The sequence below is a fragment of the Bradyrhizobium sp. USDA 4532 genome, from assembly GCF_024171315.1.
GTDB lineage: Bacteria > Pseudomonadota > Alphaproteobacteria > Rhizobiales > Xanthobacteraceae > Bradyrhizobium > Bradyrhizobium australafricanum.
On record NZ_JALJZN010000001.1, the window covers coordinates 8092532 to 8111843 of the forward strand.

Annotated in this window: 17 protein-coding genes and 1 pseudogene; 12 read left to right on the forward strand and 6 right to left on the reverse strand. The window is 64.9% G+C overall.

The annotated features are described in order from the left end of the window. Positions 1 to 39: 39 nt before the first annotated feature. Positions 40 to 699: a cupin domain-containing protein gene (locus J2R76_RS37345; RefSeq protein WP_057015194.1), complete on the reverse strand. Its 660-nt coding sequence runs from the start codon at positions 697 to 699 to the stop codon at positions 40 to 42. A 182-nt stretch (positions 700 to 881) separates the two neighbouring features. Between J2R76_RS37345 and J2R76_RS37350 the strand changes: the two genes are divergently transcribed. From J2R76_RS37350 to J2R76_RS37385, 8 genes and pseudogenes are all read left to right on the forward strand, one after another. Then, positions 882 to 1649: an ABC transporter substrate-binding protein gene (locus tag J2R76_RS37350; protein WP_057015171.1), complete on the forward strand. Its 768-nt coding sequence runs from the start codon at positions 882 to 884 to the stop codon at positions 1647 to 1649. A 171-nt stretch (positions 1650 to 1820) separates the two neighbouring features. Beyond that, a complete protein-coding gene (locus J2R76_RS37355) occupies positions 1821 to 2474 on the forward strand; it encodes an amino acid ABC transporter permease (RefSeq protein WP_057015170.1) in 654 nt (217 codons plus the stop codon). After that, entirely contained in the window at positions 2471 to 3202 is a 732-nt protein-coding gene (locus tag J2R76_RS37360) for an amino acid ABC transporter ATP-binding protein (RefSeq protein WP_076823713.1), read from the forward strand. Before J2R76_RS37355 ends, J2R76_RS37360 begins: the two co-directional genes overlap by 4 nt. Positions 3203 to 3216: 14 nt before the next feature. Further along, on the forward strand, positions 3217 to 4509 hold the full coding sequence (locus J2R76_RS37365) for an FAD-binding oxidoreductase (protein ID WP_253625709.1): 1293 nt from the start codon (positions 3217 to 3219) through the stop codon (positions 4507 to 4509). Positions 4510 to 4589: 80 nt separating this feature from the next. After that, positions 4590 to 4667, forward strand: a pseudogene (locus J2R76_RS37370) (hypothetical protein); the annotation flags it as partial. A gap of 311 nt (positions 4668 to 4978) precedes the next feature. After that, entirely contained in the window at positions 4979 to 7816 is a 2838-nt protein-coding gene (locus tag J2R76_RS37375) for an AAA family ATPase (protein ID WP_253625710.1), read from the forward strand. 47 nt (positions 7817 to 7863) lie between these two features. Then, on the forward strand, positions 7864 to 8358 hold the full coding sequence (locus tag J2R76_RS37380; protein WP_253625711.1) for a hypothetical protein: 495 nt from the start codon (positions 7864 to 7866) through the stop codon (positions 8356 to 8358). Between the two features lie 7 nt (positions 8359 to 8365). Then, entirely contained in the window at positions 8366 to 9061 is a 696-nt protein-coding gene (locus J2R76_RS37385) for a class I SAM-dependent methyltransferase (RefSeq protein WP_253625712.1), read from the forward strand. Positions 9062 to 9073: 12 nt separating this feature from the next. Here the strand turns inward: J2R76_RS37385 and J2R76_RS37390 are convergent, their stop codons facing one another. Next, on the reverse strand, positions 9074 to 9445 hold the full coding sequence (locus J2R76_RS37390) for a PaaI family thioesterase (RefSeq protein WP_057015165.1): 372 nt from the start codon (positions 9443 to 9445) through the stop codon (positions 9074 to 9076). A gap of 359 nt (positions 9446 to 9804) precedes the next feature. Between J2R76_RS37390 and J2R76_RS37395 the strand changes: the two genes are divergently transcribed. Beyond that, the gene (locus J2R76_RS37395; protein WP_253623745.1) at positions 9805 to 10908 is read left to right on the forward strand and encodes an IS4 family transposase; all 1104 of its coding nucleotides are present in this window, start codon (positions 9805 to 9807) and stop codon (positions 10906 to 10908) included. 225 nt (positions 10909 to 11133) lie between these two features. On the opposite strand, the gene J2R76_RS37400 is transcribed toward J2R76_RS37395, so the two are convergent. After that, positions 11134 to 12723 (reverse strand): gamma-glutamyltransferase, encoded by a 1590-nt coding sequence (locus J2R76_RS37400; RefSeq protein ID WP_253625713.1) that lies wholly within the window; start codon positions 12721 to 12723, stop codon positions 11134 to 11136. A gap of 104 nt (positions 12724 to 12827) precedes the next feature. Between J2R76_RS37400 and J2R76_RS37405 the strand changes: the two genes are divergently transcribed. After that, positions 12828 to 13601 (forward strand): enoyl-CoA hydratase-related protein, encoded by a 774-nt coding sequence (locus tag J2R76_RS37405; protein WP_253625714.1) that lies wholly within the window; start codon positions 12828 to 12830, stop codon positions 13599 to 13601. A gap of 78 nt (positions 13602 to 13679) precedes the next feature. On the opposite strand, the gene J2R76_RS37410 is transcribed toward J2R76_RS37405, so the two are convergent. Both J2R76_RS37410 and J2R76_RS37415 read right to left on the reverse strand, forming a co-directional pair. Next, positions 13680 to 14843 (reverse strand): IS4 family transposase, encoded by a 1164-nt coding sequence (locus J2R76_RS37410; protein WP_253587483.1) that lies wholly within the window; start codon positions 14841 to 14843, stop codon positions 13680 to 13682. Positions 14844 to 15141: 298 nt separating this feature from the next. Further along, on the reverse strand, positions 15142 to 16155 hold the full coding sequence (locus tag J2R76_RS37415) for a zinc-binding dehydrogenase (RefSeq protein ID WP_253625715.1): 1014 nt from the start codon (positions 16153 to 16155) through the stop codon (positions 15142 to 15144). 204 nt (positions 16156 to 16359) lie between these two features. Between J2R76_RS37415 and J2R76_RS37420 the strand changes: the two genes are divergently transcribed. Further along, on the forward strand, positions 16360 to 17229 hold the full coding sequence (locus J2R76_RS37420) for a DUF2066 domain-containing protein (protein WP_253625716.1): 870 nt from the start codon (positions 16360 to 16362) through the stop codon (positions 17227 to 17229). 129 nt (positions 17230 to 17358) lie between these two features. Here the strand turns inward: J2R76_RS37420 and J2R76_RS37425 are convergent, their stop codons facing one another. Further along, complete coding sequence (locus J2R76_RS37425; protein WP_168856254.1) at positions 17359 to 18312, reverse strand: helix-turn-helix domain-containing protein; 954 nt, start codon at positions 18310 to 18312, stop codon at positions 17359 to 17361. Between the two features lie 747 nt (positions 18313 to 19059). Between J2R76_RS37425 and J2R76_RS37430 the strand changes: the two genes are divergently transcribed. Continuing rightward, positions 19060 to 19311, forward strand: a complete 252-nt coding sequence (locus tag J2R76_RS37430; RefSeq protein WP_244558638.1) for a hypothetical protein — start codon at positions 19060 to 19062, stop codon at positions 19309 to 19311. Position 19312 lies beyond the last annotated feature (1 nt).

The following is a 19312-nucleotide window of genomic DNA, read 5'->3' on the forward strand; positions in this document are numbered from 1 at the left end:
ATGGTTTTCGCCGGGACGACGGCGGAGGGAGATGGGCCGTCACCCCGCCGCCGTCACGCAATTCACCCACAGCACCACGGCCTTCGCATCGCGCGCGGGATTGGAGAACCGGTGCGGCCTCCGGCTCGCGAATCTGAAGCTGTCGCCTTGCTTCAGAGTCCAGGTCTCCGTGTCCACCGTCAGCGTCATCTCGCCCTGGAGCACGAGGCCGGCCTCTTCGCCGTCATGGGTATAGAACTCGTCGCCGGTGTTGCCGCCGGGCTCGAGATGCACCAGGAACAGGTTGAGCCGGCTCTCGCTGCCGGCCGGGCTCAGCAGCTGCTTTGAAATTCCCGTGCGCCACAGCTTCAGCTCGGCGCGCTGCACCTCGCGGGTCACGATGCCGCCGGCGCCGTCATCCCTGGGCGTCGCGCCGAACAGCGCGGCGATGCCGACGCCGAGTACGTCGGCCAATGTCGCCAGCACGCGCAGCGAGGGCGACGACAGGCCGCGCTCGATCTGGCTGATGAAGCCGATCGACAAATCGGTGCGCGCGGCGACCACCTCCAGCGACATTTCCTTGCTGCGGCGCAGGTCGCGGATGCGGCGTCCGACCGCGAGATCCATCGCCGGCTCCGCCGGCTTGCCGGCCGGTTTCCTGGCCGGTTTCTTGGCCGCGCGGCGTGCCGTTGCGGGCTTCGCTGCCGCGCCTTTACGCATTCTCTTGCCGCCGCTCACGTCAGTCCGCTTCCTTCATGTGCATGAAAACCGCTTGCATTGGCCGCGGTTTCGTGACCACAATTTCATATTGGTGAAAATAGGCCGGAACGGCGTCGACCGCAACCAAAAGCCCGAAACGCGCGGGCGATGCGGCGCCAAGGCCAGCTTCGGGAGGTGTTGCGATGTCGTTTCAGCGTCTCGTCCAGGCCGCGGTGGCGGCGCTTGCCCTTGCCTTGATCGCGCCGTCAGGGGCGCAGCAGGTGCTGAAGGTCGGCTCGACCCCGACCGGCATTCCCTTCACCTTCCTCGACACCAAGTCCAACTCGATCCAGGGCATCATGGTCGATCTCGCCACCGAGATCGGCAAGGACGCCGGCTTTACCGTGCAGATCGAGCCGATGCAGTTCTCGGCGCTGATTCCCTCGCTGACCGCGAACAAGATCGACATCATTGCGGCCGCGATGTTCGCCACCGCCGCGCGCAAGGAGGTGATCGACTTCTCCGAGCCGGTCTACACCTACGGTGAAGGTTTGGTGGTGCCGAAGGCCGACACCAAGGCCTATGCCTCGCAGGAGGATCTGAAGGGCACCGTGGTCGGCGCCCAGGTCGGTACTGCCTTTGTCGACGCGCTGAAGAAGACCGGGCTGTTCAGCGAGGTCAAGGTCTACGACACCATTCCCGACATCCTGCGCGACGTGAATGCGGGCCGTCTCAAGGCCGGCTTCGCCGATTATCCGATCCTCGCCTACAATCTGCAGCAGGGCAATTTCGCCGACGTTCGGCTGGTCGACGGCTACAAGCCGGTCACCGTCGGCACCGTCGCGATCGGTGTCCGCAAGAGCGACACGGAGCTGCTCGCGAAGATCAATGCCTCGCTCGCCAAGCTGAAGGCGAACGGCACGATCGCCAAGATCTTAGAAAAGTGGGGCCAGAAGGCCAACGCATCGTGAGTATTCATGTCCCGAAGTGATCCGTCATCCTGAGGTGCGAGCGAAGCGAGCCTCGAAGGGTCGACGGCCACCAGCCGGGCCGTACATCCTTCGAGACGCGGCGAAGACGCCGCTCCTCAGGATGACGGAGGTAACGTTCGAATAGTGTCGGGACTGGATACGTTTGAGCCGATGCAAAAATTCTTTCATGACGCCGTCGAGTTCGTGCCGATCCTGCTGCAGGGTGTCTGGCTGACCATCGTCGTCACCGTCGGCTCGCTCGTCCTTTCGACCGTGCTCGGGCTGGTGTGGGCCTTGATGCGGGTGTCCGGCATCGGCGTCCTGGTCGGGCTCAGCGCCTCGTTGATCAACGTGATCCGCGGCATCCCGATCATCGTGCTGCTGTTCTACATCTACTTCGTGATGCCAGATTTCGGCATCGCGCTGTCGGCGCTGCAGGCCGCGATCATCGGGCTCGGCATCGCCTATTCGGCCTATCAGGCGGAAAATTTCCGCGCCGGCATCGAGGCGATCGACAAGGGGCAGATCGAGGCGGCGCAGACCATCGGGATGGGCTGGTGGCTCACCATGCGCCGCGTGGTGCTGCCGCAGGCGGTCAGGATCATTTTGCCGCCCTACGGCAACATCATGATCATGATGCTGAAGGATTCCTCGCAGGCGTCCACCATCACGGTGGCCGAGCTGGCGCTGCAGGGCAAGCTGATCGCCTCCTCGACCTTCAAGAACACCAGCGTGTTCACACTGGTGGCGCTGATGTACCTCACCATGAGCATTCCGCTCATCCTGCTGGTTCGGCACTTCGAGAACAAGGCGAACCGCAAATGATCGAGCTCCGCGACGTCCACAAGAGTTTTGGCAAGGTCGAGGTGCTGAAGGGCATCACCGCCTCCGTCGCCAGGAGCGAGGTGGTCTGCATCATCGGCCCGTCCGGCTCCGGCAAGTCGACCATCCTGCGCTGCATCAACGGGCTCGAGAGCTACGATCGCGGCGAAATCAGCGTCGAAGGTGCGCGCGTCGACAGCAATGACCGCTCGATCGTGGCGATCCGCACCCAGGTCTCGATGGTATTCCAGCGCTTCAACCTGTTCCCACATCGCACCGCGCTCGAGAACGTCATCGAGGGGCCGCTTTATGTGAAGAAGGAGCCGCGTGAGCAGGCGATCGCCCGCGGCCGCGCGCTGCTCGCGCAGGTCGGGCTCGCCGACAAGGCGGAGGTGCATCCGCCAAAACTCTCCGGCGGTCAGCAGCAGCGCGTCGCGATCGCGCGGGCGCTGGCGATGCAGCCGAAGGCGATCCTGTTCGACGAGCCGACCTCCGCGCTCGATCCGGAACTGGTCGGCGAGGTGCTGTCGGTGATGCGCAAGCTCGCCGACGACGGCATGACCATGGTCGTCGTCACCCATGAAATGGGCTTTGCCCGCGACGTCGCCGACCGCGTGCTGTTCATCGACGGCGGCGTCATCGTCGAGCAGGGCGCCGCCAAATCCGTCCTCAACCAACCCGAGCACCCGCGCACCCAGGATTTCCTGCGCCGCGTGCTGCATCCGCTGTGAGCAGGTCACCTGTAATGAACGCGCCTATTCGCCTGCCGCTGCCACCGAGCCTCTATGCCGACACCGCGGTGCAGGCGACGCCGACGCCTCAGCTCACAGCGGACAAGAGCGTACCGGTCGCGATCATCGGCGGCGGCTTCACCGGCCTGTCGACCGCGCTGCACCTCGCCGAGCAGGGCGTGCTGGCGACCGTGCTGGAAGCGCAGGAGCCGGGCTGGGGCGCCTCCGGCAACAATGGCGGGCAGACCAATCCGGGACTGAAGCACGACCCCGACCAGATCGAGCAGGATTTCGGCACCGATCTCGGCCGCCGCATGATCGAGTTCTCCTACGGCACCACCAACTTCACGCATGACTTGATCCGCCGCTACCAGATCCCCTGCGAGGCCAGGCAGAACGGCACGCTGCGCGCCGCCTACAACGAGGCCAGCGCAGCGGCGATCGCGACCACGGCGAAGCAATGCATCCGGCGCGGCATGCCGACGAAGCTGCTCGACGCCGCCGAGATGCGCCAGATGACCGGCAGCGACCGTTACCTCTGCGCCATGCTGGATGCGCGCGGCGGCGACCTGCATCCGCTGAGCTATGCGCGGGGTCTTGCGCGCGCCGCGATCGGGGCTGGCGCCGCCGTCCATGGCGAGACCCCGGCGCTGCGGCTGCGCCGCGACGGCGGCCGCTGGCGGATCGAGACGCCGCGCGCGGTCGTGCTCGCCGACAAGGTGCTGCTCGCGACCAACGGCTTTACCGATGATCTCTGGCCGGCGCTTCGCCGCAGCATCGTGCCGGTGTTCTCGTCGATCGCGGCGACGGCACCGCTGTCCGAGGCGATCGCGCGCGCGATCATGCCGACCCGGCCGGTGCTCTACGAAAGCGGCCACATCACGGTCTATTACCGCATCGACCAGCAAAATCGGCTCTTGATGGGCGGCCGCGGCCCGATGCGCTGGATCAGCAAGCCGACCGACGTCGCTTATCTGATCCGTTACGCCGAGCGGCTATGGCCGCAGCTCAAGGGCGTCAGCTGGACCCACGGCTGGAACAGCCGCCTTGCCATCACCGCCGATCACTACCCGCATGTCCATGAGCCCGCGGAGAATTTGCTGATCTCGCTCGGCTGCAACGGCCGCGGCGTCGCGCTCTCGACCGCGATGGGCGCACAGCTGGCGCGCCGGCTGATCGGCGGCCCCAAGGCCGAGATCGACATGCCCGTGACCGGCATCAAGCCGATCCCGATGCACGCCTTCTGGCGGGTCGGCGTCATCACGGCCGTGCTGACCGGCCGGGTGCGGGACCGCCTTGGTGTGTGAGGCATTTAACACAATTACAGAATGTGCTGGGCTAATCTCGCGCGTCGGATATATTCGCAGTCTTTACTGAAAGGCTGTTCATGCAGTGCGAGCGATGCGGCCGCGCAAACCGGGCTGGCAACGATTATTGTGAAGATTGCGGTGCGCCATTAGGCCTCAAATGTGACTCCTGTCAGCATGTGAACGGGCCCTCCAGCCGCTTCTGCGGCCGCTGCGGCACCGCGCTCGCCGCGGGCAGCGTCCGTCCCGACGCGCCCTCGCAGCGGCTGCTGCGTTCGCTGAGCACCAAGGGCGGCGAACGCAAGAACCTCACTCTGCTGTTTGCCGATATCCGCAACTCGACCAATCTGATCGACAGCCTCGGCGATCCCGAACTCGGGATGCGGCGGCTGGAGCCGGTGCTCGACCTGATGAAGGAAGCGGTCCACCGCTACGACGGCATCGTCAACAAGATCCAGGGTGACGGCGTATGGCGCTGTTCGGCGCGCCGCCGCGCCCGCATGAAGATCATGCGGTCCGCGGCTGTCTCGCCGCGCTCGCCATGCAGGATTCGGTGGCCAGGCTCGCCGATCCCGGCATGCAGATCCGGGTCGGGCTGCACACCGGCGAAGTCGTCGTTCAAACGGTGGAAAACACAATCTATCAGACCTACGACGCCGCCGGCGCCAACGTCCATATCGCCAACCGGATGGAGCAGATGGCCGATGAGGGGGCGATCCTCATCACGCGGGACACCTATCTCGGCGCCAGGCAATTCGTCGAGGTCATGCCGCTCGGCATGCAGACCATTCGCGGCATCTCCATGCCGGTGGAGGTCTTTCGGCTGACCGGGCTGCTCAGCGCGCCCGCCAGCGACGTTTTCCGCAGCGGCCGCCGCCTGACCTCGATGGTCAACCGGACCGAGCAGATGGCGGCGTTGGAGCATGAGCTGTCGCGTGCAGTTGGCGGCGACGGCCGGGTCGTCGGCATGGTCGGCGACGCCGGCATCGGCAAGAGCCGGCTCTGCTTCGAGTTCGCCGAAAACTGCCGCCGCAAGGGCATTCGCGTCTACGAGGCCCGCGTGCTGGCGCATGGCCGCGCAACACCGTTCCAGCCCGTGCTCGAGCTGTTGCGCGACATCTTCGGCATCCGCGCCAAGGAGCCGATCGAGACATCCCGGCGTCGCGTCATCGACCGCTTCGCCGAGATGGCCGCATCGGAGCAGGAACTGCTGGTGCTGCTCGAATTCCTCGGATTGGCTGATCCGGCGTATCCGGCCCCGAAGCTCGATCCGCGCGCGCTGCGGCTGCAACTGCTCGATCTCGTTCGAACCTTGGTGCATGCGCGCCCCGGCGACACGCCGGCGGTCGTCATGATCGAGGACCTGCACTGGATCGATGCCGCGAGCGAAGAGTTCGTCGAGACGCTGGTCGATGCCATCGTCGGCACCGCGACGTTGCTGGTGGTCAATTTCAGGCCGGGCTTCACGGCACCTTTCATGCAGCGGTCTCACTACCGTCAGATCGCCATCCCGCCGCTGCCGTGGTCCGATTCGAACGAGCTGCTCCGCGAGCATTTCGGCAGGCATCCCTCGCTGGCCTCGCTGAGCAGCAACGTCATTGAACGCGCGCAGGGCAATCCGTTCTTCATCGAGGAGCTTGCCAACACCGTCGTGGAGCGCGGCAATGTCGAGGGCGAACGCGGCAACTACCGGCTCAAGCATGGCGTCGATGCGGTGCCGCTGCCCGCAACGGTGCAGGCCGTCGTGGCCGCCCGCATCGATCACCTCGAGGATATCGCCAAGCAGGTGCTCGAGACGGCGGCGGTGATCGGCCGGCTGGTCGCGATGTCAGTGCTGCGCCCGGTCGCGGCGCTGCCGAACGACGATTTGCAGAACGCCATCGCGCAGCTGCGCCAGGCCGAGCTGCTTTACGACCTGCCGCCCTACGACAAGGGACTGCTGGCGTTTCGCCATCCGTTGATCCAGGAGGTCGCCTACGCAACCCAGTTGCGGTCGCGGCTGACCACGCTGCATGCGACTGTCGCCAAGGCCATCGAGGGCTTCGACTGGGGCAAGCTCGACGAGTTTGCCGGGCTGCTCGCCTATCACTACGAGGCCGCGGGCCAGCCGCTGGAGGCGGTCACCCATTTGCAGCGTGCGGCGCGCTGGATCGGCAAGACCAACTCCGCCGAGGCAATGAAAAGCTGGAAAAAGGTTCGCGCCCTGCTGCAGGACCAGCCCCCGTCCGAATATGTCGACCGGCTGCGGGCGATGTCGAGCGGCCAGATCCTCAACTTCGGCTGGCGTGAGGGGATGTCCGCCGAAGAGGTCAAGCCCTACGCCGAAGAGGCGATCAAATACGCACGCGCGGCGGACCCGGTGCACGAGCCGATCCTGCTCGGCGCCTACGGCAGGATCCTGGCCGCGACCGCGGCCGCCGACGACTATGTCAATCTCGTGCAGGACGCCTTGAAGCTCACTTCCGGCACCGGGGACGTCGGACGGTTTGCGACGGTCAACGCCATGCTGAGCCAGGCGTTCTTCCTGTCGGGTCGTCTTGCCGAGGCGCTCGACGCCGGGCAGGTGGCGGTTGCCGCGATTGCCGAGCAGGGCGGCTTTCACAACAACGTCACACTCGGCCTCAACCCGAACCAGATTCTCGGCTTCGACGTCGAGCACTGGATCAGGTGTCTCGGCACCAGAATTCTGGTGCGGCTCGGCCGGTTCGACGAAGCCGAACGGCGGATCGCCGAGGTGCTGCGGGCCGAGCCGGAGCGCTTCGCCGCCGTCGTGCAGTTCATTCCGCATTTTGCGATGGTGGAGATGGGCTGGAGCCGCGGCCGGCCGGAACTCGCCAAGCCGCATGCGGCGAGGATCGCCGAACTGGCCGAGCAGTCCGGCACGCCCTATCTGCGGGTCGCGGCGCTCGCCAGCGCCGGCCTCGCCAGCGGCGCCGCGGGCGATTTCAAGGTTGCCGCCGCCCAGCTTCAGGAAGCGATCGACTTTGCGCGCTCTGCGCGAGCCGGCCTCGAATTCGAGGCGCGCATGCTGGCGGATCTGGCCGAGGCGCTCTATCGCGCCGCCGACCACCATGCGGCCCTGCAAGCGGTGGACGAGGCGCTAATGGTCGCGCGGCGAAGGACCGATCGCGTCGCCGAGTTGCACGCGACCGTGCTGCGCGGCCTGATCATTTGCGCCTTGGGCAGCACGTCACATGAGGAGCTTGACGAGATTGTCGGCGGCGCTCAGAATCTGCTCGATGTCTCGGGGGCAGTCTATTTCACACCACAACTCGATCAGCTTCGATTGCATCTTGAGCGACGCTAGACGCGACGATTTTTCATTTCTGGAAACAAGGTACTGAGGGGGTTTTAATGGGACGGATGATTCAAGACGATACGACGCGCGATGTCCTTGATCTGCTGAACAAGCGGTTTGGTCCCGGCGGGATCATGGAGATGGTGGAGCTGCAAAAGGAGTTCGACATCTTCTCTCCCAATCATCCCCTCGAACAGTCGTTCCGGCTGATCGGGATCGAGCCGGCCGACCGGATCGAGCGGAAGCGCTGGTATACTTTCCTCGGCACGCTGAAGGACTATCCTTCCGATCAGCCCAATGTGAGCGGATACAAGCGGGTGGTCCAGGCGTTCCGACAGGCGCTCACGCAGGGTCCGTATCTGCCGGTGCTGGTTAGCGTTCATGCCATGAAGAAAAATCCGAAGGTGACGTTTGCAGCCGATGGCCATACGCCGCTGATCTACTCGACCCAGTCGTATCGGGTTCTGTCGATCCCGACCAAGCCAAGCCAGGTCGCCCGCAAGGAGCTTGCCGCGATGGCGAAGCAGCGGCGGGCCAAAGCCAAGAAATGAGCAAGACGTGAGCATCGCAGCGGAGACCGCGGGTTTCGGCGCCGAAGGCGACCGGGCGCGGTTCTCCGACCTCTATGCCGATGTCGAATCCTACTACAGTGCGCGGGTCGCCAAATACGGCGCCACCCCGCGCGGAGTGGACTGGTCCTGCCAGGCCACCCAGGACCTGCGCTTCGTCCAGTTGCTGAAGCTCTGCGACTTCTCCGCACCGTTCAGCCTGAACGACATCGGCTGCGGATACGGCGCGCTGTGCGCCTATCTCGCAAGGCGCCATCCGCAAGCGGAGATCGACTATCTCGGGATCGACCTGTCGCTCGCCATGATCAGCCGCGCGCGCCGCCGTTTCTCGGCGCCGGGGCGCCGCTTCAAGGTCGGCAAGGGCGGCCTGCGTCGCGCGACCTATTCGGTCGCGAGCGGCATCATGAATGTCGATGTCGGCGGCTGCCGCCGATCCTGGGAGGCATTTGTCGCCGGGATGCTGGCCGACCTGCGCCGCGCCAGCCTGCGCGGCTTCAGCGTCAACTTCGTTACCGGCGGGACGGAAGGCACGGCGGCCGCCGATGCGTCGCCGGTGCAGCTCTATTGCACCAGCCCCGAGGCGTGGATCGATTATTGCGAACGCGAGCTTGGCTGCACCGTCGAGACCGTCGACGGCTACGGACTGAACGAAGTCACCCTGCTGGCGCGATGTAGGGATTGCTGATCGGGCTGCGGACTATCGCTTGTCCAGAATCCGCAACTCGGCCGTGGCGCTGGCGACCGTCACATCGCTGGCGTCGATCAGATCGGCTTCGACGATCATGTCGCGGTCGGTCTGCGAGATGACCTTCGCCTTGGCCGTGATCGGGCCGACGCGCGCCGGTTTGAGAAACCGCGTGGTGAGGGTCCTCGTCACGACGGTCCGCGTTGCGGGCAGCGCTGCGAGGGCGCCGAGACCGGTGGCTGAATCCAGCATCGCGGCAAGGAAACCGCCCTGGATCATTCCATGGCGGTTGGTGAACAAGGGTTGCGCCTCGAAGCGGACTGTGGCGATTTCACCGTCGAAGCCCAGCCACTCGCGTCCAAGAAGTCGCGCGCCGGGCGGCACGTTTGTGCTTGCTTCACTCAAGCCGGTCACCGCAATTGTTGTCGGTCCAAATGTATCAGCCCGTTCGGGTCATGCAATGTCCGCGGGCGCGGGTGGCGAAAAGTGGCAAATCACTGAGTGGCCCGACCTTTTGCAGATCGTGTCGCGAGAATGCGAGCGTGTGACTCACAGGTCGTGCAACACATTCACTGTCGTCCCGGCGAAGGCCGGGACCCATAACCACCGATGGTCGTTGTTTCGCGATGCTGGAACGACGAGCGCGATCCACAATTCTCGCTGCGGCGTATGGGTCCCGGCCTGCGCCCATAGGCGCTAAAATAGGATTTGCGCCTTGGATTCGCTTGTGATTCCAAGATGGAATGGCACACGAATCGCTTGTGAACAAAGATTGGGCGCGCGTTGTCGCCCGACTTGGCGGAGCCGAGGCTCTGAACATTAGCGCGCGCAAGACGAAGGCGTTTGTCCGTCCGCGGGAGATCAGCAATGCGGTCGACTTGCTGCGCCTGATCTTGGCTTATTGCCTTGGTGAGAAAGGGCTGCGGTTGACGGCGGCATGGGCCACGTCGGTTGGGCTTGTCGATATCTCCAACGTGGCTCTGTTGTATCGCTTACGTCAGTGCGGAGATTGGCTGGCAATCTTGGTCGAGCAGGCGCTTGCCGACGCGGCGCCGAAGGCGAGCCGCGGTCGTCTGATCCGTATTGTTGACGCCACGACGGTCCCCAAGGCTGGGACGAGCGGCAGGAACAAGAACGCAGTGTGGCGTATCCATAGCGCGTTCGATCTTCCGCAGGAGCGCTTTGGTCACTTCGAACTGACCGATCAGCGAGCGGGCGAGACGCTGGATCGGATACCGGCGGTTGCCGGTGAGATCCGTCTTGCCGATCGCGCCTATCTGCAACCGGAGCGCATGGCGCATCTCGTCGATGCCGATGCGGACTTCGTGATCCGGGCCGGCTGGAAGAGCGCGCGCTGGCTCGATGCCGAAGGTAATCTTGTTGACCTCACTGCCGAACTGCGCAACGCCTCGGCGCGTGGCCTGATCGATCGGCCGATTTGGATAAAGCGCAAGTCAGGTGCGCCGCCGCTCGCAGTGCGTCTGGTTGCCGCGAAGAAGCCGGCGCAAGCTGCTGCGGCTGCGCGACGCAAGGCGCGCCGGACTGCACAAAAGGGAGGTCATCAGCTCTCCAGGCAAACACTTGACGCCGCAGATTGGGTGATCCTGGTGACCTCACTCAGGCCAGAGGACTTCACGACTGCAGATATCCTCGCCCTCTATCGGCTGCGATGGCGCATTGAGCTCGGCTTCAAGCGGCTGAAAAGCCTGATTGGCCTGAAGGGACCTCCCGGAACCGACGAGCGGTCCGCCAGACCCCATATCCTCGCTCATCTGCTGATCATTCTATTGCTCGAGCCGCTCGTCGACGAACTCGAAGACTCTCCCCGCTTGGCCGACGCCGCCTGACCCACCCAGTGACGTGGCGTCTGCTGCGCCAGCTCGTCGCTTCGCTACGGCAAGCGATCATTCCACAGCCCGCAATCGCTCTACTCTGCAGAGCCAGTCACGCTCTCCGGCGACATCTACGCGAGCCACCCAGACATAAGCGCCACTATCAGACTATGATCAAACTATCTTAGCGCCTATGGGCCTGCGCCGGGACGACGGTGGAGAAGGAGTCGTGCGTATAACTCACCCCTCCGCGACCGCATCGCCCCAGGGCTGGAACGGCTCGGTGACGCCGCTGTTGGTGGCGCCGTCGCGCAGCACGACGCTCGGGCAGGCGAACTTCATCGGCAGGGTCTGGATGCGGGCTTCCTCGAAGTCGAAGCGGCCGCGCAGCGCCTCGCGCACGCTCGCGGGCAGGCGCTTGTCGCCGATCACCACGGCGCCTTCGCTGGCGTCGATCCGGGGCTGGTGGATCGCGGCGTCGAGATCCATGCCGAAATCCATCACGAAGGAGAGCAGTTGCGACACGGCCGGCAGGATGCGGCGGCCGCCCGATGCGCCGGCGGCAAGCGTGCGGCCGTCGGCGGCCTGCGCCACGACCGGCGTGTAGTTGGTCAGGCAGCGCTTGCCGGGCGCGAGCGAGTTCGGATTGCCTTGCGTCGGATCGAACCACATGATGCCGTTGTTCATTGTCAGCCCGGTGTTCGGCGTCACGAATTTGGAGCCGAAGGTCGACAGCAGCGTCTGCGTCACCGCGGCCATGTTGCCGTCGCGGTCGACCGCGGAGAAATGCGTGGTGCAGCTTGGCGCGATTGCTTCGGCGCCGAGCGCGCGCCGGCCATCGACGTCGCCCATGTCCTTCAGGCGCTCGCGATAGGCGGCTTGCAGCGCCTCGGCATAGGCTGCGTAGGCCGCCGCATCCGGACCGCCCTGCGCGGGCGCCAGCGCCTTTTGCAAAAGGCCGAGCGTGCGCGCCATGGTCGGACCCGCGGTCAGCTCCGGCGTCGCATAGACCGTGCCGCCGCGATAGGGAATTTTCAACGGCTCGCGCAGATGGGCGCGGAAGGCGGCGAGGTCGCGCACCGACAGCGCGCCGCCGGCGGCCTGGATGTCGTCGGCGATGCTGCGCGCCAGATCGCCCTCGTAGAAATCGCGCGGGCCGGCCGCGGCGAGCTGCGCCATCGTGGCCTTCAGCCTGTCCTGCGGCATGCGGACCACCGACCTGATGCCCCATTGCGCATTCGGCGGCAGGCCATCTTGCAGATACGCCGCCGCGCTGGCGGGATAGCGCCGCAGATCGGCCGCGGAGCTTGCGATCATCGCGGTGGTCCACCAATCGACCAAAAGGCCGTCGCCGGCGAGCTTGACGCTCGGCGCCAGCAGATCCTTCCACGCCATTTTGGCGTGGCGGCGATGCGCTTCCTCCATGCCGGCAACGACGCCGGGCACCGCGATCGAGCCGGGGCCGTGCAAATTGCGGTCGTCCTTGACCCGCGCCCAGGGGAACAGGTCGGAGGCCGCACCGCCAGTCAGCGGATAATCCTCGATGCGCAGGCCGTCGGGCGCGCGCATGCCGTAGTCGATCACCTCGACGCGGTTCTCCTTGGCGCGATAGAGCACCATCGCGCCGCCGCCGCCGGCGCCGCTCATCCACGGCTCCACGACGCCAAGCGCGAAGGTGGTTGCGATCACGGCGTCGACACAATCGCCACCATCAGCCAATACCTCCGCGCCGACCTCGGCCGCCTTGCGCGACTGTGCGGCGACGATGCCGCCCTTGGCGCTGACGGCCGGCTTGCGGATCACTTGCGAGTTGGAGAACTGGTCGGACATGGCGTTGCTTTCGCTGTTCTTGTTGCGGGTGGGACACGTTGGCGTAGCATGCCAAGCATGGCACTGTCAGTGCAACAACAAGAACCAATTTCAGGGAGCGGAAAATGACTGGTGTGAAGCGTGAACGGGACGGCAAGGTCGGCATCCTGACGCTCAACGATCCCGCGAGCCTGAACGCCATGACGCCGGAACTGCTCGGCGATCTCGCGCGCGCCGTCGGCGAGATGAGCCTCGACCCGGACATCCGCGCGCTGGTCCTGACCGGGGAGGGACGCGGCTTCTGCTCCGGGCAGAACCTCAAGGCGTTCCAGTCGCTCGGCGACAATATCTACACCGGCGTGATGAGGCATTATTGGCCGGCGATGCAGGCCTTGCGCGAATGCCGCGTGCCGGTGGTGGTCGCGGTCAACGGCGTCGCGGCCGGCGGCGGCTTCAGCCTCGCGATGTCCGGCGACATCATCCTGGCGGCGCGCTCGGCGAGCTTCATCCAGGTGTTCAGCCGGATCGGCCTGGTGCCCGATCTCGGCTCGACCTGGCTGTTGCCGCGCCTGATCGGCCGCCAACGCGCGCTCGACCTGATGCTGCTGAACGAGCCGCTGCCGGCCGAGCGGGCCAAGGAGTGGGGATTGGTGCGCGACGTGGTCGACGATGCCAAACTGCTCGACAAGGCGAAGGCGCTCGCCGGTCGTCTCGCGGACGGACCGACGCGCGCGCTGGTCGCGACGCGACAGCTGCTCGAGGAGAGCGAGCACGCCAGCTACGCCGATCAGTTTCGCCGCGAGATCGAGCTCCAGCAGGTGATCCGCGAGAGCGCCGACGCGAAGGAAGGCCGCCAGGCCTTCGTCGAGAAACGCAAGGCTCAGTTCACGGGACGCTAGAGCGGGATGAGCTTACCTAAATCGAGCGGCGGCTCCGCTTCACCTCGCCCCGCGTGCGGCAGGGGTGTCCGGGGAAATTCAGGCATAGTGGAGCTCCATCTGGTCAGGTGAGATGGTTGATTTCCGACGGCTGGGGTTGATGGGCGGAGGTTTGTCGATGGCCGCGAGGGATCGACGCGTGAGCAGGAGCTGGCCGACGAGTTCGGCGAACCTGAGCGGGAGCATTTTGATGCAGTTGGTGTGAGCGGCGATGCGCAGCAGCAGGTAGGCAATCATCGCAGCGAGCACCTGAAGGCGGATCGCGTTGTCGTTGGCGCCGAGGAACTTGCGAATATCGAGATGCTGCTTGATCCAGCGGAACAGCAGCTCGATTTGCCATCGGCTCTTGTAGAGGGCGGCGATCTCGACGGCGCTACGGGCAAGGTCGTTGGTCAGGAGTGTGATCTTGCCGCCTTTCTCGCGTCTGATCTTGATGCGGCGGAGCGGGATTGGAAGGCGCGAATCGCCCTTGCTGGTGAGCTTCACCTCGTCATCGGCAAGGATTTCGAAGCCATCCCCGTTACGCTTGCGGATGGCGCGATGCCTGAGCGAGCGAAGACGGATGCTCGTCTTCGCCCGGGTAACGAACAAAGCCTTGCTATCATTGATCTTCTGCCACCAGTCGAAACGGCAATAGCCCTTGTCAAACACATAGGTGGTGGCGGGCTGGATTGGGGTCTGTCGGCCGATCTCGATGTCATTGACGTTCGCGGCCGTCATCTCGACGCAGGTCGGGACATCGCTCCTTGGGTCGTAGACGACATGCAGCTTCATGCCGCGGATGCGGCCGTTCCACGTCGCCCAACTGCAGACCTTGCCGAGCGGGATCGGACTGGCGTCGATCAGACGCACCATCTCCATGCCTTCACTCCGCAGCTGGCGACGCGCCATCGCCGACAGCGCCGCAAAGGTTTGCGCGAAAATGCCGATCGGACGGCGGGCATTGGCATCGGACAACGTCGAGCGCGACAGCTTGCCGGTTCCCAAGTGATAGTGATGCTGCGAATTGGCGTTGAAGCCAGTCACCACCCCGCGCAGACTGCTGTTGCCGCTAAGCTGGGCATAGATCAGCGCCACCAGATGATCCCAGCTCCTGAACGACTTGTCGTAGGCATCCCCGTCCAGACGATCCACAACCGTCTGAAACTGCCGTCGATTGATCGGTTCAAGCAGCCTTCCAAAAATGCTACCGCGATATCGCATGCTCGGCCCTCTGTGTCTCGACAACCAGAAAAGACCGATTTGCCTCGGTCCTGCCGAGCATGCACCGCGACACAGTGAATCATTCCCCGGACACCCCTGCGCGTGCGGGGAGAGGTCGGAACGCATCGTTCGATGCGTTCCGGGTGAGGGGGAGTCTCCGCGAATACAGCTATCACCAGACATATGCGGAGGCAGCCCCTCACCCCAACCCTCTCCCCGTAAGAATGGGGCGAGGGAGCGCAGCGCCGTCGCTGTTCGGCGCAATCTCAGGATGCTCCAGGCCTTGATCGTGCGCGTGCTAGCCGATCGCAATCGCGATCTTGCCGAAATGCGCGCCACTCGCCATGTGGGCGAACGCTGCCTTGGCCTGGTCGAACGCGAACACCTTGTCGATGACAGGCTTGACGCCGTGCAGGCTGATGCCGTCGCACAGCGCCTGCAGATCCTCGATCGAGCCGACGGTGACGCCTTGCAGCCGCTGCTGCTGCATCACCATCAGCGGCAGCCGCGTGTCGGACGCGGCGGGACCTGCGAGCACGCCGATGAAGGCGATGGTGCCGCCGATCCTGGTGGCGCGGATCGACTCGTTCAGCGTGCCGACGCCGCCGACCTCGACGACGAGATCGACACCGCGTCCGGTGAGTTCGCGCGCCTTCTTGCCCCAATCGGGCGTGGACTTGTAGTTAAGCGTGACATCGGCGCCGAGCTGCTTCAGCCGCGCGATTTTGGCGTCGCTGGAGGATGTCGCGATGACGCGGGCGCCGCAAATCTTGGCGAATTGCAGCGCGAACAGCGAGACGCCGCCGGTGCCCTGGGTCAGCACCGTCTGCCCCGGCTTGAGGTCGCCGAGCTTGACCACCGCGCTCCACGCCGTGAGGCCGGCGCATGGCAGTGCCGCGGCCTCGATATCATTCAGATGATCCGGCGTGCGCACCAGCGCATGCGCGGGGAAGACCCGGTACTCGGTCAGCACACCGTCGACGCTGCCGCCGAGCGCCGCGCGCATCCGCGCCTCGCTCGGCTCGCCGGCGAGCCAGCTTTCGAAGAAGCTGCCGATCACGCGATCGCCGGGTGCGAAGGTCCTGACGCCGGCGCCGACCGCCTCGACCACGCCGGCGCCGTCGGAGACCGGCACCAGCGGAAATTTCTGGCGCGAGCCGTAACCGCCCTTGACCGTGAGCAGGTCGCGATAGTTCAGCGTCGCCGCCTTCAGCCGCACCAGGACCTCGCCCGGGCCGGCTTGCGGAACCGGCTTGTCGACCAGCGCCAGCGCGTCGACGCCGCCGGGGCCTTGCAACTCATAGCATTTCACGGAACGTCTCCTGCTCGGTGCTCTTGTCTTGGGCTGCGCTCGCGGCGCTGCCACGCATGCGCTGAGCATATGTCAGGCCTGCCGCGCGTGGCCATAGCGCGCAGTGGGATTGATGGAATGGCGCCCATGCCCGAACGCGCTGGCGCGCGACCGGGAAATACCGCCAATCTGAGCCGTCAATGAAGTGACCGAGCGGAGGTGACCATGGCTGCCTTGCTTGAGACGAAGCGCGATCTGCTCGCCACGCTCGCACGCGGCGCGGTTCGCGTGCTGCTTGCCGCTGCATGGATCGCTTGCGGTGGTGCGATGGCCGCAGCAGACGACAGCCTCTACCGCGCGCAAACCGTCGTCACCGGCCAGCGCGAGCCGAACCGCATCGTAGGCTTCGGGGCGTGTCTGGAGGACGTCCTGATCAAGGTTTCCGGTCAGCCAATGCTGGCAGGCGACCACCGGCTTGCCGCGTACAAATCGAAGGCCAAGGCGTTCGTCAGCAGTTTCGACTATCACGATCAATATGCCGGCAAGCCGCATCATGACGAGCAGGGCACCCGCGACCGGCCCTACGACCTGACGGTGAATTTCGACGAGAAGAAGATCGACGGCATTCTCGCCAGGCTCGGTCTCAAGCCGTGGCGGTCGCAGCGACCGGTGCTCGGCGTCTTCGCCGAGATGCAGCACGGCCCGAAGGATTACATTGTCACATCCGACGGGACGCAGTCCGACCTGCAACGCGACGCGCTTGCGGCTGCGGCCGGAAAACGCGGCATGCGCTTCGTGCTGCCCGATACAGCGGCATTGACGAGCGCCAACCTCACCGCCGCCGAACTGTTGAAGACGCCGCCGGCGAAGCTGAGTTCGATCGTCGCGGCGCAAGGCGGCGAGGCCACCCTGCTCGGTCGGCTGGTCTGGGACGACAAGGATCTCGGCTGGGCCACGCAATGGCGGATGGCCTGGCACGGCAAGGATTACAAATGGCAGTTTCGCGGCGTCACCTTCGATGAAGCCTTCCGCCGCGGCATCGGCGGCGCCGCGCAGGTGCTGTCGGGCAATGGCGATCCGGGGCGATCGAAATGAGCTTGCGCGCGCAGCGGCTGGATCGCGCTAGAGCCCTTTCCGTTCCGATTGAATCGGAACGGGGCTCTAGATTCTCATTTTGACGCGTTTTCTTCACGCGAACCGGTATCCACTTCGCTCGAAAACGCTCTACCCGGCGTAGCCAAGCGTCTGCGACGGATATTCCCCGAACATCGCGCGGTAATATTGCGAGAAACGCCCGAGCTCGATGAAGCCCTGTTCGATCGCAACCTTGGAGACGGTGGTCTGGTCCGGGGTGCTTTCGCGCAGGATCGAACGGATCATGCAGAGCCGCTTGTAGCGCAGGAAAGTCACCGGGCCGACGCCGAACACCTCGTGGAAGGCGCGGTGCAGGCTGCGTCGCGACAGCCGAAGCTCGGTGCAGATTTCCGAGACATGGACCGGGCGCGTGCCCGCGGCGTGCAGATAGTCCTCGACATGGCGCACCAAGCGCATCGCCGACGGCAGATAGCTCGTTCCGTCGGGCGGCAGCGATGTCACGACCGTCGCGGTCACGCAGTCGACGATCGCGCGCCTCCAGAAGTCGGCCGACGCGTCCGTCAAGGCGTCCGGATAGCGCGCGAGGTGCGCGACGATCCGCGGCAGTTTGTCCGCCGCGCCCGTGCCGATCGTGGGGTCGGCGCGAAAGTGGTTCTTCGCCTGCCAGGTTTCGGCGTCGGCGAGCCGCGGCTCGCCGCCGAATATGTCGGGCAGATCGGCGAGGTCGAAGCGGATGGCCGCGTAGGACGAAGCGCTGTGAAAGACCCCGTCATGCTCGACCGACGGCGGAATCACCAGCACATCGGCCGGCTGCATGTCGAACGCCCAATGCGTGACACGGTCGGTCGCGTTCAGCAGCATCCCGATGATCAGCTTGGGATCGGTCGAGATGCGCTGGGTGCGGACCCCGACATTGAATGCGCCGATGCTGAGCGAAAAATCACCGATCCCGACGTGAGACAATGTGCCGCGCAACTTGCCGCGCTCAAGCTGCATGACATCGACATGCGAGCCTTTGACGGCATCGTAAAGACCCTCGAAGCCGTCAAGCTCGCCGGTGCTAACCGTCAGGTGTTGGCCCATATCCACGTTCACAACTGCAGCGCGATTAATCTACTAAAACCAAATGCTTGAAGTCGGTGCAAGTCGGTACAAAAAGTGTGCCCCGCGACAATGTGCCTAAATTGGTTTGATTCGCATGGCGAGATCGTGATGCGGATTTGCAAACGTGCGGATTTTCGCTTGTTTTTCCGAGAAAGCAATAAGGCCGACCGGATCGGATTGATCGAATTGGAGCATCTTTCGTTAAGCCTGCACGCCTCGGGGTTGAGATTGGCACAAAGTGCACATCACTTGTATAGTGCGTTTCGCTATCGTTTGAACTGACAGCAGAATTCGCTCGTGACAACGTCCAGTGGAACGAGGCACGATGGAGAGCACTGTGCATGCAAGTGTGCACATGGATTGGCAACGGAGGAGAAAGGGAAGAAGACCTGACGGATCAACGCTGCCGAAAAGTGCAGCACAGAAAAATGGAAGGGCGCGACAATGCACTCAGGCACGATGCAATCATGCACGACGTTCGGTCACCGAGATCATAAGGTTCCGATCTTCAACAGGATTTTCCGTCTGGCGCTCGTTGGAGCAGCCGCGATTGTCGCGCAAGCAGGCCCGGCGTCGGCGGTCAGCATCGGCTCTTCCGCTTCACTGCCGATCATCACACAGCAGGAAGGCAGCGGTAACGTTGTGCAGGTGCGCGCTGTCGCGCGCCGGGGCGGCGTTGCCGTCGGACCACGCGGCGGTGCGGTAGCTTACCGGAGCCGGACGGTGGTGGGGCCGGGCGTTCGCCCCGGCTGGCACGGCGGCGGCACGCGCTGGGTCGGACCGCGGCCGGGAGGTTGGGCGCGGCCCGGCTGGTACGGCTGGCCGGTCGGGGGCGCGGTCGCGGCCGGCGCAGCGATCGGGTTCGTCAGCGCGGCGAGCGCAGCCGCCTGGGCGGGACCGGCACCGGCAGCGGGCATGTGCTGGTACTACACCGACCCGTCTCGAACACAGGGCTTCTGGGACTACTGCTCGCGGTAAT

Bases quoted from the DNA above. Each gene is read 5' to 3' on its own strand.
- J2R76_RS37345 (WP_057015194.1), bottom strand. From the start codon at position 699: ATGCGTAAAGGCGCGGCAGCGAAGCCCGCAACGGCACGCCGCGCGGCC.
- J2R76_RS37350 (WP_057015171.1), top strand. From the start codon at position 882: ATGTCGTTTCAGCGTCTCGTCCAGGCCGCGGTGGCGGCGCTTGCCCTT.
- J2R76_RS37355 (WP_057015170.1), top strand. From the start codon at position 1,821: ATGCAAAAATTCTTTCATGACGCCGTCGAGTTCGTGCCGATCCTGCTG.
- J2R76_RS37360 (WP_076823713.1), top strand. From the start codon at position 2,471: ATGATCGAGCTCCGCGACGTCCACAAGAGTTTTGGCAAGGTCGAGGTG.
- J2R76_RS37365 (WP_253625709.1), top strand. From the start codon at position 3,217: ATGAACGCGCCTATTCGCCTGCCGCTGCCACCGAGCCTCTATGCCGAC.
- J2R76_RS37375 (WP_253625710.1), top strand. From the start codon at position 4,979: ATGGCGCTGTTCGGCGCGCCGCCGCGCCCGCATGAAGATCATGCGGTC.
- J2R76_RS37380 (WP_253625711.1), top strand. From the start codon at position 7,864: ATGGGACGGATGATTCAAGACGATACGACGCGCGATGTCCTTGATCTG.
- J2R76_RS37395 (WP_253623745.1), top strand. From the start codon at position 9,805: ATGGCACACGAATCGCTTGTGAACAAAGATTGGGCGCGCGTTGTCGCC.
- J2R76_RS37400 (WP_253625713.1), bottom strand. From the start codon at position 12,723: ATGTCCGACCAGTTCTCCAACTCGCAAGTGATCCGCAAGCCGGCCGTC.
- J2R76_RS37405 (WP_253625714.1), top strand. From the start codon at position 12,828: ATGACTGGTGTGAAGCGTGAACGGGACGGCAAGGTCGGCATCCTGACG.
- J2R76_RS37410 (WP_253587483.1), bottom strand. From the start codon at position 14,843: ATGCGATATCGCGGTAGCATTTTTGGAAGGCTGCTTGAACCGATCAAT.
- J2R76_RS37420 (WP_253625716.1), top strand. From the start codon at position 16,360: ATGGCTGCCTTGCTTGAGACGAAGCGCGATCTGCTCGCCACGCTCGCA.
- J2R76_RS37425 (WP_168856254.1), bottom strand. From the start codon at position 18,312: ATGGGCCAACACCTGACGGTTAGCACCGGCGAGCTTGACGGCTTCGAG.